This window comes from Mycoplasma parvum str. Indiana, assembly GCF_000477415.1.
Lineage (GTDB): Bacteria > Bacillota_I > Bacilli_A > Mycoplasmatales > Mycoplasmoidaceae > Eperythrozoon_A > Eperythrozoon_A parvum.
On record NC_022575.1, the window covers coordinates 278,542 to 293,309 of the forward strand.

General features: G+C 29.3%; 29 protein-coding genes, 1 tRNA gene and 1 other RNA gene. 3 read left to right on the forward strand and 28 right to left on the reverse strand.

Translation table 4 applies throughout. The annotated features are described in order from the left end of the window. Window positions 1–29: 29 nt before the first annotated feature. The 5 genes from rpmJ to secY are packed head-to-tail and all read right to left on the reverse strand — an operon-like array spanning window position 30 to window position 3,317. Window positions 30–143, reverse strand: a complete 114-nt coding sequence (gene rpmJ, locus PRV_RS02935) for a 50S ribosomal protein L36 (RefSeq protein ID WP_084612771.1) — start codon at window positions 141–143, stop codon at window positions 30–32. Further along, complete coding sequence (gene infA, locus PRV_RS01455) at window positions 144–371, reverse strand: translation initiation factor IF-1 (RefSeq protein WP_022769678.1); 228 nt, start codon at window positions 369–371, stop codon at window positions 144–146. It abuts the gene before it with no gap. After that, complete coding sequence (gene map / locus PRV_RS01460) at window positions 371–1,252, reverse strand: type I methionyl aminopeptidase (RefSeq protein ID WP_022769679.1); 882 nt, start codon at window positions 1,250–1,252, stop codon at window positions 371–373. Before map ends, infA begins: the two co-directional genes overlap by 1 nt. After that, window positions 1,252–1,944 (reverse strand): adenylate kinase family protein, encoded by a 693-nt coding sequence (locus tag PRV_RS01465; RefSeq protein WP_022769680.1) that lies wholly within the window; start codon window positions 1,942–1,944, stop codon window positions 1,252–1,254. The genes map and PRV_RS01465 overlap by 1 nt, the downstream gene beginning before the upstream one ends. Next, on the reverse strand, window positions 1,938–3,317 hold the full coding sequence (gene secY, locus PRV_RS01470; protein ID WP_236608079.1) for a preprotein translocase subunit SecY: 1,380 nt from the start codon (window positions 3,315–3,317) through the stop codon (window positions 1,938–1,940). Before secY ends, PRV_RS01465 begins: the two co-directional genes overlap by 7 nt. Between secY and PRV_RS03125 the strand changes: the two genes are divergently transcribed. Next, entirely contained in the window at window positions 3,232–3,441 is a 210-nt protein-coding gene (locus tag PRV_RS03125; protein WP_022769690.1) for a hypothetical protein, read from the forward strand. The two genes, secY and PRV_RS03125, sit on opposite strands and share 86 nt — an antisense overlap. Here the strand turns inward: PRV_RS03125 and rplO are convergent, their stop codons facing one another. Genes rplO through rpsJ form a run of 21 tightly spaced genes read right to left on the reverse strand, consistent with a single transcriptional unit; the run spans window position 3,442 to window position 13,172 of the window. Continuing rightward, window positions 3,442–3,912, reverse strand: coding sequence for a 50S ribosomal protein L15 (rplO, locus tag PRV_RS01475; protein ID WP_022769693.1), 471 nt, complete (start codon window positions 3,910–3,912; stop codon window positions 3,442–3,444). A 7-nt stretch (window positions 3,913–3,919) separates the two neighbouring features. Beyond that, entirely contained in the window at window positions 3,920–4,624 is a 705-nt protein-coding gene (rpsE, locus tag PRV_RS01480) for a 30S ribosomal protein S5 (protein WP_022769696.1), read from the reverse strand. Window positions 4,625–4,633: 9 nt separating this feature from the next. Then, entirely contained in the window at window positions 4,634–4,990 is a 357-nt protein-coding gene (locus tag PRV_RS01485; RefSeq protein ID WP_043896055.1) for a 50S ribosomal protein L18, read from the reverse strand. Between the two features lie 14 nt (window positions 4,991–5,004). Continuing rightward, on the reverse strand, window positions 5,005–5,559 hold the full coding sequence (rplF, locus tag PRV_RS01490; protein WP_022769699.1) for a 50S ribosomal protein L6: 555 nt from the start codon (window positions 5,557–5,559) through the stop codon (window positions 5,005–5,007). Window positions 5,560–5,561: 2 nt separating this feature from the next. Continuing rightward, window positions 5,562–5,954, reverse strand: coding sequence for a 30S ribosomal protein S8 (gene rpsH / locus PRV_RS01495; protein WP_022769703.1), 393 nt, complete (start codon window positions 5,952–5,954; stop codon window positions 5,562–5,564). After that, window positions 5,948–6,133 carry a type Z 30S ribosomal protein S14 gene (locus PRV_RS01500; protein WP_022769706.1) on the reverse strand — a complete coding sequence of 62 codons (186 nt, stop codon included), beginning with the start codon at window positions 6,131–6,133 and terminating at the stop codon, window positions 5,948–5,950. Before PRV_RS01500 ends, rpsH begins: the two co-directional genes overlap by 7 nt. 8 nt (window positions 6,134–6,141) lie before the next feature. Beyond that, window positions 6,142–6,696 (reverse strand): 50S ribosomal protein L5, encoded by a 555-nt coding sequence (gene rplE, locus PRV_RS01505; protein WP_022769710.1) that lies wholly within the window; start codon window positions 6,694–6,696, stop codon window positions 6,142–6,144. Window positions 6,697–6,699: 3 nt separating this feature from the next. After that, on the reverse strand, window positions 6,700–6,990 hold the full coding sequence (gene rplX, locus PRV_RS03080) for a 50S ribosomal protein L24 (protein WP_022769714.1): 291 nt from the start codon (window positions 6,988–6,990) through the stop codon (window positions 6,700–6,702). A gap of 3 nt (window positions 6,991–6,993) precedes the next feature. Beyond that, entirely contained in the window at window positions 6,994–7,362 is a 369-nt protein-coding gene (gene rplN / locus PRV_RS01515; protein WP_022769718.1) for a 50S ribosomal protein L14, read from the reverse strand. 2 nt (window positions 7,363–7,364) lie between these two features. Next, complete coding sequence (locus PRV_RS01520; protein WP_043896173.1) at window positions 7,365–7,637, reverse strand: uS17 family ribosomal protein; 273 nt, start codon at window positions 7,635–7,637, stop codon at window positions 7,365–7,367. 3 nt (window positions 7,638–7,640) lie between these two features. After that, window positions 7,641–7,910 (reverse strand): 50S ribosomal protein L29, encoded by a 270-nt coding sequence (gene rpmC / locus PRV_RS01525; RefSeq protein ID WP_022769726.1) that lies wholly within the window; start codon window positions 7,908–7,910, stop codon window positions 7,641–7,643. Between the two features lie 2 nt (window positions 7,911–7,912). Beyond that, window positions 7,913–8,335, reverse strand: a complete 423-nt coding sequence (gene rplP / locus PRV_RS01530) for a 50S ribosomal protein L16 (RefSeq protein ID WP_022769731.1) — start codon at window positions 8,333–8,335, stop codon at window positions 7,913–7,915. 20 nt (window positions 8,336–8,355) lie between these two features. Further along, window positions 8,356–9,081 carry a 30S ribosomal protein S3 gene (gene rpsC / locus PRV_RS01535; protein ID WP_022769735.1) on the reverse strand — a complete coding sequence of 242 codons (726 nt, stop codon included), beginning with the start codon at window positions 9,079–9,081 and terminating at the stop codon, window positions 8,356–8,358. Window positions 9,082–9,091: 10 nt separating this feature from the next. Continuing rightward, window positions 9,092–9,514, reverse strand: coding sequence for a 50S ribosomal protein L22 (gene rplV / locus PRV_RS01540; protein WP_022769739.1), 423 nt, complete (start codon window positions 9,512–9,514; stop codon window positions 9,092–9,094). A 5-nt stretch (window positions 9,515–9,519) separates the two neighbouring features. Next, window positions 9,520–9,801 carry a 30S ribosomal protein S19 gene (rpsS, locus tag PRV_RS01545; RefSeq protein WP_022769743.1) on the reverse strand — a complete coding sequence of 94 codons (282 nt, stop codon included), beginning with the start codon at window positions 9,799–9,801 and terminating at the stop codon, window positions 9,520–9,522. An 8-nt stretch (window positions 9,802–9,809) separates the two neighbouring features. After that, window positions 9,810–10,658 carry a 50S ribosomal protein L2 gene (gene rplB, locus PRV_RS01550; RefSeq protein WP_022769747.1) on the reverse strand — a complete coding sequence of 283 codons (849 nt, stop codon included), beginning with the start codon at window positions 10,656–10,658 and terminating at the stop codon, window positions 9,810–9,812. Between the two features lie 12 nt (window positions 10,659–10,670). Beyond that, window positions 10,671–11,042, reverse strand: a complete 372-nt coding sequence (locus tag PRV_RS01555) for a hypothetical protein (RefSeq protein WP_043896056.1) — start codon at window positions 11,040–11,042, stop codon at window positions 10,671–10,673. 2 nt (window positions 11,043–11,044) lie between these two features. Next, window positions 11,045–11,509, reverse strand: coding sequence for a 50S ribosomal protein L23 (gene rplW / locus PRV_RS01560; protein ID WP_022769755.1), 465 nt, complete (start codon window positions 11,507–11,509; stop codon window positions 11,045–11,047). Continuing rightward, complete coding sequence (rplD, locus tag PRV_RS01565; protein WP_022769758.1) at window positions 11,500–12,168, reverse strand: 50S ribosomal protein L4; 669 nt, start codon at window positions 12,166–12,168, stop codon at window positions 11,500–11,502. Before rplD ends, rplW begins: the two co-directional genes overlap by 10 nt. Window positions 12,169–12,170: 2 nt before the next feature. Continuing rightward, complete coding sequence (rplC, locus tag PRV_RS01570; protein ID WP_022769762.1) at window positions 12,171–12,857, reverse strand: 50S ribosomal protein L3; 687 nt, start codon at window positions 12,855–12,857, stop codon at window positions 12,171–12,173. Window positions 12,858–12,860: 3 nt separating this feature from the next. Beyond that, entirely contained in the window at window positions 12,861–13,172 is a 312-nt protein-coding gene (gene rpsJ / locus PRV_RS01575) for a 30S ribosomal protein S10 (protein WP_022769766.1), read from the reverse strand. An 89-nt stretch (window positions 13,173–13,261) separates the two neighbouring features. Here rpsJ and PRV_RS01580 point away from each other — a divergent pair. Continuing rightward, window positions 13,262–13,335 (forward strand) — tRNA-Thr (locus PRV_RS01580). 74 nt (window positions 13,336–13,409) lie between these two features. On the opposite strand, the gene rplL is transcribed toward PRV_RS01580, so the two are convergent. Continuing rightward, window positions 13,410–13,811, reverse strand: a complete 402-nt coding sequence (gene rplL / locus PRV_RS01585) for a 50S ribosomal protein L7/L12 (protein ID WP_022769770.1) — start codon at window positions 13,809–13,811, stop codon at window positions 13,410–13,412. Window positions 13,812–13,813: 2 nt separating this feature from the next. Then, on the reverse strand, window positions 13,814–14,308 hold the full coding sequence (gene rplJ, locus PRV_RS01590; RefSeq protein WP_022769774.1) for a 50S ribosomal protein L10: 495 nt from the start codon (window positions 14,306–14,308) through the stop codon (window positions 13,814–13,816). A gap of 88 nt (window positions 14,309–14,396) precedes the next feature. Here rplJ and rnpB point away from each other — a divergent pair. Continuing rightward, window positions 14,397–14,757, forward strand: an RNA gene (gene rnpB / locus PRV_RS02940) — RNase P RNA component class B. The last annotated feature ends 11 nt before the right edge of the window (window positions 14,758–14,768 follow it).

Below are 14,768 nucleotides of genomic sequence, written 5' to 3' on the forward strand. Positions count from 1 at the left end.
AAATTAACTACCTATTTAAAGTTTAAAGTTTAGCCTTGTCTTTGTTTATGTTTTGCAATCTTACAAATAACTCTAATTCTATTCTTCCTTCTAACAATTTTACAGTGTTCACATATTTTTTTAACGGAAGCTCTAACTTTCATCTATCTAACTTTAATTCTCTCTATTATCTTACCTTTTGTTAAATCATAAGGATCTATTTCAACAATAACAGGATCCCCTTCAAGAATATAAGAACTAAATCTTTTTAATTTTTTTGAAAGATGACAATCCATTATTTTTTTATTAGAAAGCTCTACTTTAACATTTTCGGCTGTTAACATTCGCACAACCTTACCTTCTAGTGAAAATTTCTGACTTTCTTTAGCCATTAGGAAAATTTTTTAATTATCTCTCAAGAAGATCTCATTTCCTCCAATTCTCACTGACTTGCAGTCAAAATTTCTACTCCATTATTTTGTATTAAAACTAAATGTTCATAATGAATTGTTAAAGCATTTTTATTCTTAGCGCACACTCCATACCCATCTTTACCTATTTCTCATTTTCCATTTTCTTGTTCAATTATCATCGGTTCAATACAAATTGTAGCTCCTGCAGGAAGCTTTACCCCCTGTTCTTTAGTTAAACCAAAATTTTGAATTCTCGGATAGTCATGCAACTTTTTACCGATTCCATGCCCCGTAAAATTTTCTAACAAAGAATATTTTGAGGGAAAATAAGTTTTAAAAAAAGTTTCAATTTTTTCTGTTATAAATCCAGTAGTTAATTCAGCCTTTAATTCATTTATTGCTTCATAAAAAGAGGCTTTAGTTAATTGATCTAAATATTTATATTCTTTTATTTTTTTCTCTAATTCTTTATTTTCTTCACTATCACTAGAAGGATGAAAAAATAATGAAAAGGCTGAATCTATATTAAATTCTTTATATTTAAAACCTAAATCAATAGTTAATTTATCACCTTCTTTTATTACTTCTTTTGTTGGTGAGCCGTGCACTACACAATTATTTAAAGAAGTACAAATTAAATAAGGAAATTTTCCAGTTTCTTTAAAAGCCGGCTGCACTCCATATTTTTCAAATTGAATTTCAACCAGCTTTTCTATCTCTTTCAAGCTCATTCCAACTTTTACTTCCTTAAGTAAATATTCTTTAATAGCTTGTCAAATTAAACCACCAATTCTCATAATTTGTATTTCTTCATTTGTTTTTGCTTGTACTTCCTCCTTATTGCTTAAATTAAGAATCATTAGATTCTAATTTTTTCGCAAAAAGAAAGATACATTTCTTCTATTGAAAGACTACTATCGATTGTAATAGTAGTAATATTTTTCTTTTCAAAATATTCACAAATTGGTGAAGTTAAAGCTTCATGTAATTTAAGTCTACGCTGCATTACTTCAAGTTGGGAATCATCAACCCTTTTAATTAATTTAGAGCCATCTTTAGGACAAATTCCATCTTTAGGAAAATTTTCATTCAATTCATTAAAAATATGTTCATGTGCTTCACAAAGATATCTATTGCTTAATCTTTTTTGTATTTGAAGGTCATTAAGACCTTCTAATTTAACTATGATTAACTCCTTGTTCTTAGATCATCCTTCTAATTCTTTAGCTTGACCCATAGTTCTAGGATAACCATCCAAAGCAATATAAATTTCTTCTTGATGATATTCTTTAGCTTTTTCTAAAATCTTTTCAAGCTCTTCTATTGCATATTTATTAACTATTTCATCAGCTAAATAATCACCTTTATTTACTTCTTGTAAATTATTCTCTTTATTTTCTTTTTTTTGAGTAATCATAGTTCTGAACATTTTCCCAGCAGAAAAAACATGAAAACTTTTTCTATCCTTTAATAACTCTGAAAGAGTCCCTTTTCCAGAGCCCGGAGGCGCTATTAAAACAATTAACTTAAATTTTTTATTTTTCTCTACCATAGTAAATAAGGAGATTTATTTTTAATTGCTAAATGAGAGTTCACCTCTAAATTAGATAGCTCTATCTCTTGTTCAGCTTTATATTTAGAAATTATATGAGTAGATAATAATTCTTCATAAATATTAAGAGAGGTAGAAACTAACAATAATATTCCTGTACCTCCGAAAGCAATTTGTGAAGGAATTCCCGTTCATAAATTTAATAAATTAGGCATAATAGTTACTAACCCCAAAAAAGGGGCCCCAAATCAGTTTATCTTATTAAGAATCATTTTTAAATAATTATGAGTTTCTTGACCAATAGTAACTCCAGGAATAAATTGAGATTGTTTTTGAAAAGATCTACACATTTCCTCTGTATTGAATTGCACTTGACAATATAAGAAAGAGAATAAGACAATTAATAAGAAATATATGAGAAGTCCTGTAGGACTTCCAAAAGAAATATAGTCTTTTATAAAGGCATTAAAGCCTGGGGAGGAAGATTTGAGTAATTCTGCTACTCCAACAGGGAAAATCATTATAGAACCTGCAAATACTACTGGCATTATTCCTACTGGCATTATTTTTATAGGTAAATAACCTAATTTTCTATTATCTAGTATTAATCCAGCTCCTGTTTGTTGAATAGGTATTTTTCTAACTGAACCTGTAATAAATACCATTAAAGCAATAACTAATATGTAAAAGAAGACATAGATTAAAAATTTAAAAATATTCATTAGTAGTTTTACATCATGGGCTCCACCTTCTAATGAAGATAGATATTCGTAGGAAGAATAGAAATTTTCAGGTATTGAGGAAATAATACCTGAAACAATTAATAAGGAGATACCATTTCCTAATCCTTTTTTAGAAATTAAATCTGAAAGGAATAAGGCAATATAAGTTCCTGCGACAAAAATTAAAACCATAAAAACTTTTTGAGTGAAATAAAGTTGCCCAAAAGTAATAAAGGGCTTATTATTTCCATAATTAAATTCACCTCCTGCTGTTTGATATAAATCTGAATCTTTCTTAGGAGGTTCTCATAAATGAATAAAGCTGATTCCCTCATTATTTAGAAGATATAACGTTCCTAAAGAAGTAATTATTGCGAAAGGGAGAGTTAAAAGCCTGGTATAAAGCTCAATTTTTACTCTTCCTAATTCTCCAGCCTTCCTTAATTCAGTTAATTTTTTGATTAAGTCGTTAGAAAGTATTTGCATAATAATTTGAGAGGTAATATATGGGGAGATCCCAACTGAAAAAATACTTGCTCGTTTAAAGCCGCCTCCACCGAATAAATTGAGCAATTGAGCCAATCCAGAAAGAGAATTTTTTCTCGAAGAGTCAACTAAAGGGGCTGTAATATGAGAACCTAATTGAAATAAAAATAGAACAGCAAATGTTGCTGATAACGAAATAATAGTTCCTCTATTTTTATTAAAGAATAAAGAGAGGCTATCAGCCCCCCTTTTTTTAATTAAACTTAGTTGAATTTCTGTATGGGTTTAATTAACAAATTATTATTTGATTTTCTTCTAATTTTTGTAATTCAATTCCATTTTTTTCAGCTCAAGCTAAAACACCTTTAGAAAATAAATGAGCTGAAATTTTAATACCTTTTAAATAACATTCATTCCCAATAAGTTTTATTTTTTTATCTCTTTTTTTAATTAGTCTTAATTCTTGCATTTTTAATAAGTTAAATTCTTTCACATCAGGGAAGAATTCAAATCTAGACAATGGAATTGTCTTAATTTTTTCTCTAAAAGCCCTATTACTAAAACCATATTTACCTATTTTTCTAAATAGGGGCATTTGACCCCCCTCAAAACCTAATCTAACTGTACCTGATTTTCTAGCATTTTGACCTTTTGTACCTCTAGTTGATCTACCTCCAATTCCACTACCAAAACCTCTACCTACTCTTTTTCTACGTTGTCCCCTCGAACCTGGAGTGTAATGCAAATAATGTAATTTCATCTAATTTTTAAATATCATTTAATTCTTCAATTGATTCATCTTTCTCCTTTGGCTCCAAGTGGAATAGTTCATTAAAAGTTTTATCTCTTAACTTAGCAATAGTTCTCGGAGATCTTTGTGATAACAAAGCATCGAAAGTCGCTCTTATCATATTTACTGGATTATTAGCTCCTAAATTTTTAGAGTATAAATCTTTATACCCAGCTAAAAGAAGTAATTTCTTAACAGGACCGCCAGCAATAATTCCTGTACCTTCTTTAGCTGGTTTTAAGAGAATTTTGGAGGCATTATGCTTTCCTAAGAATTCATGATAGATAGTACCTTTACTATTCATAGGGACTCTAACAGCTCTTTTAGCTGCTTTTTTAGCAGCTTTACTAAAAGCTGTAGAATATTCTTTTGATTTTCCTATAGCAAAACCAATTTTCCCCTTTTTATTCCCAGCAGTAACCAATACTCAAACTCTACTTTGCCTACCACCTCTAGTAGTTTTTGAAACTCTCTTAACTTTAATTACTTTCTCTTCAAATTCACTTAAATGTCAATTTAATATTTTTCTCTCTTCTTCTTTTTTCTTGTCTTCCCCATCCTTTTGTTGGGGTAAAGAAGAGCCATTAGGTAAATTAGAATTTTTTCTCTTAAAATTTGTATCTTCTAAAGATTTTTTGTAATCATAATAAAAACCTACTTTTTTATTATCAATATCTTGCATTTCTCTAAACTATATTTTTATTTCATTTTTTAAAAGAATTTCTCTAACTTTTTGTAAAGTTCCCGTATAGGAGTGATATCCTCTATCTAAACTCAATTTATCTATTTTTCGCTCTTTTAATTTTTCTATCAAAGAAGAAATTAATTTTTCTAAATTTTCTTGACCACTCTTTTTAATTCTCAATTGTAAAGTTGAGCAAGAAAATAACATTTTTCCAGTAGAATGAGATCTAACTAATAAATACAAGTGCAAATTAGTTTTTTTAACTCTCAAAATATATCTTTTCCCTTCTTTAGCTTTAGAAGAGACTCTTTTAGCTCTTCTAAGCTGTCTTTTTTTAATTTGTAAAAGACTATCCTTAGGAATATTAAGTTTTTAAATTATTTTTTCATACCTTCTGAACTCTTACCTTGTTTTCTCATTACATACTCGCCATCAATTCTAATTCCTTTACCTTTATAAGGTTCAACAGATCTTTGTTTTTTTATTAAAGCTACAAATTCTCCTAAAATTTCCTTATTGTGAGATTTTAAAAGCATTTCTTTACCATTAGAAGTAATTTCTAATTGAATATCCTTCGGTATTTTTAAAATAACATCTTTTGAATATCCCAATGAAAGATGAATTTCCTCTCCTTTTTGAATAACTTTATAACCTACCCCCTCAATAATTAATTTTTTTTGAAAACCTTTAGTTAATCCAATAATTGCTCCTAAAGAAAGAGAATTTAAAGTTCCCTGCATCATATTAGAAAATTTAGAGGAATCTCCTCTAAAAAAAGAAAGAGTTGAATTTTCTAACTTTACTTGAACTAATTTACTATCATATTTAATTTCTCTGCTTTTTCCATCTTTTTTAAATAACAAATTGTGTGGAGAGATTTCAATCTGAATTTCAAAAGGAACAACTAATTTTCTATTACCTATTCGAGACAAAATTATCAGATATAGGCTAAAATAACCCCTCCTAATCCTTTTTTTCTAGCTGTTTTTTCGCACATTACTCCTTGAGAAGTACTAACAACTACTGTCCCCAATCCGCACATTAGAATGGGAAGTTTTTTAGCTTTAGCACTTACAAATCTGCTAGGAGTAGTTATTTTTTTTAAACCACAAATAGAAGAAATACCATCTTTATATTTCAAATAAACAGTGCTTCTTCTCTTATTATTTTCTATTTTAGTCACAAAACCTCTAATATAACCTTCTTCTTCCATAACCCGCAATATTTCTTCTAATAATTTAGAAGATCAAAAACTAACTTCTTTTTTCTTAACTCTACTTCCTAGCTTTATTTGATTTAGAGCATCAGCTACTAAATCTGTTACCATGAAGCTTTAGTAATTCCAGGAATATAACCCCAAACAGCTAAATCTCTAAAACATAATCTACATAACATATAGTCTCTAAATACTGCCCTAGATCTTCCGCATCTTCCACAGCGAGTATATGCTCTTGTTTTAAATTTCGGCTTTCTTCTTTGTTTAAGTATTAAAGCTTTTCTTGCCATTGTTTTACTTAATTTTTAGAAAAAGGACAACCTAAATGAGCAAATAAAGCGATAGAAGCTTCTCTATTTTGCAAAGAAGTTATAAAACTAATATTCATTCCCCTTATTTTTTTAACTTTATCGTAATTTAATTCAGTAAAAATAATTTGCTCTCTTATTCCTACATTTAAATTACCTTGTCTATCGATAGATTTTTTACTAATTCCCTTAAAGTCCCTAACTCTTGGAAGAGCTATTTTAAATAACTTTTCAGCAAATGATCACATTCTATCATTTCTTAAAGTAGCTTTAAGACCTATAGCTTGACCTTCTCTTAATTTAAATTCGGAAATTGAACCTTTAGCTTTAGTAATTAAAGGTTTCTGAGCGAGCACTAACTCTAGCTCTTTAAAAGAAGATTCAATAAAAGTCTTTTCCTTCGCCCCATCACCACACCCAACATTTACCACTATTTTTTGCAATCTAGGCACTTGCATAGGAGTAGTAAAATTAAACTCTTTCATTAAAGAAGGAACAATTTCCTCTTTATATTTCTTTTTTAGAGTTCACTCAAAAGAAGACATTTTTTAATCTTTTTTACTCTTTCTATTTACCCTTTCTTTTTTTCCATTTTTAAATATATAAGAAACTTTCATAGGTTCTGGCTTTCTACCAGTAGATAACAAAGCTAAATTAGACAGATGAATAGATCTCTCCATATCTACAGGACCTCTACCTTTTTTATATACTCTAGCAATATTAACCCCCTCCACAATTGCTCTTTCTTCTTTAGTAAATATTTCTTTAATTTTCCCTTCTTTACCTTTCTGAGAGCCAGTCATTACCCTAACTAAATCTCCTTTTTTTAATCTATTCATTATTTAAAGAACAAATTCAGCAATTGAAATTAACTTGTTATATCCCTTTTCTTTTAACTCTCTAGTTAGAGGTCCAAATACTCTAGTTCCTAAAATAGTTCCGTCATTTTTTAGCAAAACACAAGCATTTTCATCAAAACGAAGAATTGCTCCTGATTTTCGTTTAATTCCAGTTTTAGTTCTAACTATTAAAGCCTTAAACATTTCACCCTTTTTAACCCCAGAAAATGTAGATAATTTTTTCACAGAAACTAAAACAATATCTCCAATACTTGCATATCTTCTCCTAGAACCTCCATAAACTTTAATAACCCCAACTTCCTTAGCTCCTGTATTATCTGCAACATTTAATCTAGATAGTGCCTGTATCATGTCTATTTAGTCATAGAACTCTCTATCTTTGTAGTTATTAAAGATCATCTTTTCAATGCCGATCTAGGTCTAGAACTTCTAATACTCACAATATCTCCTATTTTGGCTATATTTCTTTCATCATGAGCGTGACATTTTTTATATTTAATTTTTAATTTACCATATTTTGGAATTCTATAAATTCTTCGAATTCGAACAACAATGGTTTTGGGTCTCACAGAAATAACTTGACCTGTTAATATTTTGTATTTTTTAAGACTTTTCGCTCCAGACATCAACTATTTTGATTTAGTTTTCTTTTCTTGCGCCAATTTTTCTTCCTCAGCTTCTTTCATAAATCTTGCCAAATCTTGATTACTAAATCGTTCTTTTCGTTCATGCAATATTGTTAAAAGCTGAGCAATTGTTCTCCTAGTCGCTTTAATTAAACTAACATTTTTAAGAGATCCTTGACCTAATTGGAATCTATACTCCAAAAGCTTTACTTTTAGTTTGAATAACATTGACTTTAAAGTTTCTGTATCAGATTCCCTTAACTCTTTTAACATTTTTAAATTTTTAGATTAGTTTTATCTCTAAAAATGGTTTCTGTTTTTATCGGAAGTTTAGCACTAGCTTTATAAAAAGTTTTTAATACTTCTTTTTCTGGAAGTCCTTCAACTTCAAACATAATTGTTCCAATTTTTACAGTCGCTACAAAGTGATCTGGAGCTCCTTTTCCAGAACCCATTCTCACCTCCAAAGGTTTTTTAGTTAAAGAAAGATGTGGAAAAATTCTTATTCACATTCTTCCAGTCTTTCCTAATCTTTTAGAGATAGCAATTCTTGCAGCTTCCAACTGCCTTTCAGTAATTCAAGCCCCCTCTAAAGCTCTAAGACCTGCAGAACCAAAAGAGAGATATCTATTTCCTTTAGCTTTACCTTCATAACTAACTTTATGAGGTTTTCTTCATTTTGTTCTTTTTGGTTGCATTTTCTAAATATTTACTTTTATTAAGTACTTTGAGAAATTAAATATTTTCCTGATTCATCTTTATACACTCTAACTCTATCTGGCATAGGAGCAAAATAAGTTCCAAAATATAATCCTCTATTAACTCAAACTTTAACTCCTAGAACTCCGTAAGTAGTTCTAGCTATTTTATAATAATAATCTATATCTGCCCTTAAAGTAGAACAAGGAATTTCCCCCTCAGTACTACTTTCTATTCGGGCCATATCAGCTCCATTAATCCTACCAGAAACTTGAATCTTAACTCCTCTAGCTCCCGAATACATAGCTTTCTTCATTACTTTTTTCATCACCAACCGCAATGGAGTTCTTGCTTCCAATAAATCCACTATTTCATTGGTCAAAACAATAGCACTAACTCCAGGATTTCGCAATTCCAAAAAAGTTAAATTAATTTCTCATTTATTATTAGTTAACTTTTTTAGCAGTCTTATTAATCTACTCTGAGCTTCTCCGTGATTATAAAGACCAATTTCAATTAAATGTAGAGTAATTGAAAGAGTTCAAATTCCCTGTAAATTTGTAAATCTTTCTATTTCAATTTGGGCCAATATTCCATCTCTGCATTCTTTACTTAAGAACTTTCTAATTTTTTCATCTTCAAGAATTCATAAAGCTGCATGTTTTTTATCTGGAGCATTTCATCTAGAAAGTCAATTTTTATTAAAACCTAATCTAACGCCATTAGGATTACTTTTTTGTCCCATATCTAATTAATTATTCATTAGCTTGTGATTCAGCTTTTTTAGTACTCAATTCCTTACCTTCATATTTTTTTCTTCCTTCTTTAACTCTCTTTATTTGTTCTCCCTCTCTAAGAGTTACTGAAAGATGAGAAAATCTTTTTAATCTTAAATCAGTTCTTCCTTTAGCTCTATAAAAAGCTCTCTTCAAAATCATTCCTTTATTAGCTACACATTCTTGAATATGTAAATTATCCCCTCTCATTGCATAATTATTAACAGCATTTGCAGAAGCTTCTAATAGTAATTTACTTAATAATTTAACTGTTTTTTTCTCATTAATTGAATTCAATATTTTATAAGCTTCTGCCAAGGATTTTCCCTGTATTAATCTACAAACAAGAATTGCTTTTTTAGGAGAAACTTTCACATTTTTATGAACAACTCTAACTAACATGCTTTCTATTTTTTATTATGCCCCGATTTAGCTAGAGTATGTTGTTTAAATACTCTAGTTGGAGCAAATTCTCCTAATTTATGTCCTAACATATATTCATTACAAGTAACAGTTACAAAAGTTCTTCCATTATGAACTAAAAAAGTTAATGAAAGAAATTCAGGATATATAGTACTATTTCTAGATCAAGTTTTAATTGCTTTCTTTTTATCTTGTTGTTGCATCTTAATAGCCTTTTTAAGTAAGCTAGGAGAAACATAAAGACCTTTTTTTGAGCTTCTTCCCATTTAATTAATTAACTTTTAACATTTCTTCGTTGAACAATCATCTTATTAGAATATCTCTTCTTAGATCTTGTTTTAACTCCCATATGACGCTTTCCTCAAGGAGTTCTAGGTGCATCCCTACCAATAGAACATCTACCTTCACCTCCACCATGTATATGATCATTAGGATTCATCGCTACCCCTCTAACTGTAGGTCTTACCCCTAAATGTCTATTTTTTCCAGCTTTTCCCAATCTAACTAAATTATGCTCAATTGCTGAAAGCTGTCCGATTGTAGCTCTTGCATTATTAATAACTTTTCGAACTTCCTTTGAAGGCAGTTTTATTATGGTATATTTTCCTGTTAAATCTTTACCCAAAATCTGAGCTTGTGAGCCGGCAGATCTAACCATTTTACCTCCATCTCCAGGATTTATTTCAATATTATGCACAAACATACCCTCTGGAATTAAACCTATAGGCATACAATCTCCGATATTTAAATTAGTTCTTTCCATACTAGAAAGAACAACATCCCCTTTTTTTATATCTGATGGAGCTAAAATATATCTTTTTTCTCCATCAGAATAATGAACTAAAGAAATAAAACAAGTTCTATTGGGATCATATTCAATAGTTTGAATTCTTCCTTTTATATTCAACTTATCCCTTTTAAAATCAATAATTCTATATTTTCGTTTATTTTCTCCGCCTCTATGTCTAACAGTTATTTGACCTGTATTATTTCTTCCAGCATGTTTTTTAAGTTTTCTTAATAAAGGTTTATAGGGCTTATCATTTGTAAGAACTTTTTTGTAATCAATAGTGATCAAAACTCTTTTTCCAGAACTTCTAGGTACTTTTTGTTTGATTGCCATTTCTATTCTTTTTTACTTAGTTTGCGCTTCTACAGGTTTAGTAGCATCGGGAGCATCACATTGTAAATGCGTATTCAAATTTTCCCACTGTCAACCTCAACCACAAAAATCATCTTTTCTTTTCTTTCAATAGTCAGATTGATATTCTTGATTTTGTTTTGCCTCTTCATCACTTATAGCATCTGTATCTTCTACAAAATTTTCATTTGAAATTGCCTCACAAACATCTTCTTCTAAAAGACAAGTTTTTCCAAATCCTGGATCATTTTTATTTATAGAAGTACGATCTCTACCAAAAATAGTTGTAGAAGAAACAGTAAATGCAATAGGGGCGGATCCTAACATACCACCAAATAAAAGATTTTTAAACAATAAAGAAGCCATAACTATTTTTTATTATCTGCAACTTGTTCTACTTTTTCTTCTACTTCTTTTTTGTTTTCGACAACTTTGATATCATCTTCTTTCTCTACTTTCTTAGTAGATTCAATATTAGAAGAAGTTGTCTCAACTTCTTCAGTTACCTTTTGCAATTCTTGAGGCATTGATTCTAATTCGAATAATTGTCTTAACTTTTCAAAATCTTCTCTTTTTAAGTACACAAAAGCTAATTTTTTAGCCTTAGTGAAATTTTTTCTACTTTTAGGCATAACTCTTGCAGGTTGAGGATGTCTATTTTGAGTATTAACTTTTTGAGGTAAAACACCAAACATTACTTTAAAAGCTTTTTTAATCATTACTTTATTAGCTTTTCTATCCACTACAAAGACTATTTTGTAATTTGTTTGGTTTTTATAAAAATAATTCTTCTGATAATAATAAGTTTCTTTAATTACGTCTATTATTTCCATAGGCAAAAATAATTATTTTTCAATCATTCAAAACCTTGATCGCTAAGAATAATTTTTTTAGCATCAAGCAAAGAAATAATAGAAATAGAATTAACTTTCACTACTTTTAAATTAGGAATATTTCTAGCTCCTAAAACTATATCCTCATTTAAATATCTAACTAAAAGATAAATTTTTTCTTTTTGATAACCTAATTTACCCAAAAAAGAATAAAAGATTTTTGTTTTATTAGCTGGAAAATTCTCTAATTTTTTAGAAGAGATTCCAAAAACCCTCTCTTCATTAAAGGCTAAAGTTCAGGAAGATCTAATAGCTAAAGATCTTACTCTTTTATTTACTTTTTTGTAATGATTGACCTCCTTCCTAGGCCCAAAAGCAACACCCCCGCCGACAAATTGCGGATTTCTTCTTGAACCTTGTCTAGCTCTACCCGTATGTTTTTGTCTATAAGGTTTTTTACCTCCCCCAGAAACTTCACCTTTTGTTTTAGTATGAGGTTTAGCTTTTCGTTTTGATTGTTGTTCACTTATTGCAGTTTGAAAAATTGCATCAGAATAATAAAAATCTGCTTTTCAATCTGGAATAAAATCCTTAAATTTAACCAAACTTTCCACACTTCCATCAAGGTTATATATTTTTATTTCTTCTAATGAGGCCATTGTTAATTAGCTTTTTTTAAAAGTTGACAAGGAACAATTGTTTTTGCTTTATGAAGAGATTTAACTCTAACAAGTCTTTTTTTTCTTCCCGGAATAGCTCCCTTAACTGCCACTATTTCTTTTTCGGAATCAATATGAATTATTTTCAAATTTAGAATCGTACAATTTTCTCCCCCCGAACGACCAGACATTTTCTTACCTTTTCACACTTTTTGAGGAGATCTACCCCCTCTACCAGTTTCTAGAGATCCTTGGAATCTATGAGGATAACCAGCACCATGAGTTTTCGGCCCTGTAGCAAAATTTCATCTTTTAATAGCTCCTGTAAAACCCATACCTCTGGAAATTCCTTGTATTTTTATTTTTTCTCCAATTTGAAATAATTCAGAAAATTTAACAAAATTTCCTGTAGAATACTCAGTTTTTCCATCTCATGCTAATTCCATAATTTTTCTTCTCATAGCAACTCCTTTTTTTAAAAATTGCCCCTTAACTGGTTTAGTTAATTTTTTTTCATGACATTCTTCTCCAACTCCAACAACTAAAGCGTTATAACCATTCTTTTCTTCTGTTTTGCAAGACAAAACTTGAACAGGTATTAATTTAAGTAAAGTAACAGAAATTAATTCCCCAGCCTCAGAAAATATACTACTCATTCCTATTTTTTGGCAAACAATTTCTCTAGACACTTTTTACATCATTATTGAAAGTCTTAAATCTAAAGAAGCTGGCAAGCTCATCTTCTCAAAATAAGCACATAATCTACTGTCATATCCAGAAATAAGAATTAATCTTCTGTGTTCTTTTTTTTGAAAATGCTCCATTGATGGTTTATTTACATGGGGAGATTTCAAAACAGTATAAATTTTCGTTTTAGTGGGCAAAGGAATAGGTCCTTTCACTATTGAATTATGCTTTAAAGCTAATTCAACAATTTTTTTAACTCATAAGTCTAAAAGTCTGTAATCGAATGAAGTTAATTTAATTTTTAGAATATTAGACACTTAAATTAAAGTTTAGACAATAAAAGTTGTCTTAAGACAGCAATAAGATTAAAAATTGGGAAGTCAAAAACTTCTTTTTTCATTTAAAAGCCGGATTAGTTTAGTGGTAAAACAAGTCAATGGTAATGACTAGAGAAGTGTTCGATTCACTTATTCGGCACCAAATTTATTTTTTCTAAAAACATACAAAATAATCAAATTTTTTAAAACTTCGCCTAAGCGAAGTTTTTTAAATCTCTATTTAGAAGATTTAAATTCTACAGTTGCTCCAATTTCTTCAAATTTAACTTTCAATTCTTCAAATTGAGCTAGTGTGATATCAGATTTAATTAAAGAAGGTGCACTATCAGCTATCTTCTTAGCTTCCATTAAACCTAGCGAAGTTAATTCTCTAATTAACTTAATAACTCCAATTTTGTTAGTTCCTGCAGAAACCAAAAATAAGTCTTTATTCACTGCTTCTTGCGACTCTTCTCCTTCATCTTTTCCTCCGGCAGCAGCTGTTGGAGCGGCAAAGTTAGAAGCAGAAACTTGAAATTCTACTTCTAATTGTCTAACTAATTCATTTAATTCAGCAACAGAAAAAGACTTTATAGTTTCTATTATTTCTTTACTTGATTTTTTCAAATCTTCAGACATACTTAAGCTTTCTTGCTTTCTATTCCCTTCAATATAAATATTAAGGAAAGAATTGGATAAGTAAGTAAATAAGCCAATTTAGCAATAACCACTTCTTTTTCCATTCAATTAAGCAAATAAGCTTTTTGATCTTTATCCAAAAAGAACTTTTTATCGCAATAAACCACTCCAAGTTGTAAAGGTTCATGTTTTTTTACTAATTCAGCCAAAAATTTAAGCAATTCAATTTTTTCTGAATTAATTAATAACACAAAATGTTGACCTTTAATATCATCACATTTCATTTCAGTTTTAGAAAAATTTTGTAGTGCTCTTCTCAGTACATTATTTGAAACCATTTTTATTTCTCCTCCTTTCTTACTAACTTCTTTTCTAAGTCAATTAGAAGATTTAACTCCTAAAGAAGAATATTTCAGAGTTAAAAAAGAATTAGAATCTTTAAATTTTTGAATTAATTCATTTACCTGAGTTTCTTTTAAAGAATGAAACTTTCTCATTTTTTACTCTCTAATTATTTAAATAATTTATTTTTTATATGATAAAAGTCAGGTACCTTAGTTTTTTACAAACTTAACAGGTATTTGGAGTGTTAGTGAGTAGCTCTCTTAAAAATTTAAGAGAGAGGAAAGTCCATGCTTGCATAGACTGAGATGTCTATAGTGTTTGTGTAAGTATATAAAAAATAAAACTTAACAACTAAAGAAATTTAGTTGATGGCGGAGATTAATTCTAAGTAGATTTCTATATGAACTAATTTCTATAAAGTGCCACAGAGACGAGTTTTGTAGAAATACAAAAAGTGAAACGCGGTAAACCCCTCAAGCAAGAAACCTAAATAATGGTAAGGGACTTTAAGCTAAGAAATTCAACGAAGCTTAAAAATTTAGAAATAAATTAGATTAATTACTCACCTTTTTAACAAAAAGACAGAACATGGCTTATTCTCTCGAGATACTT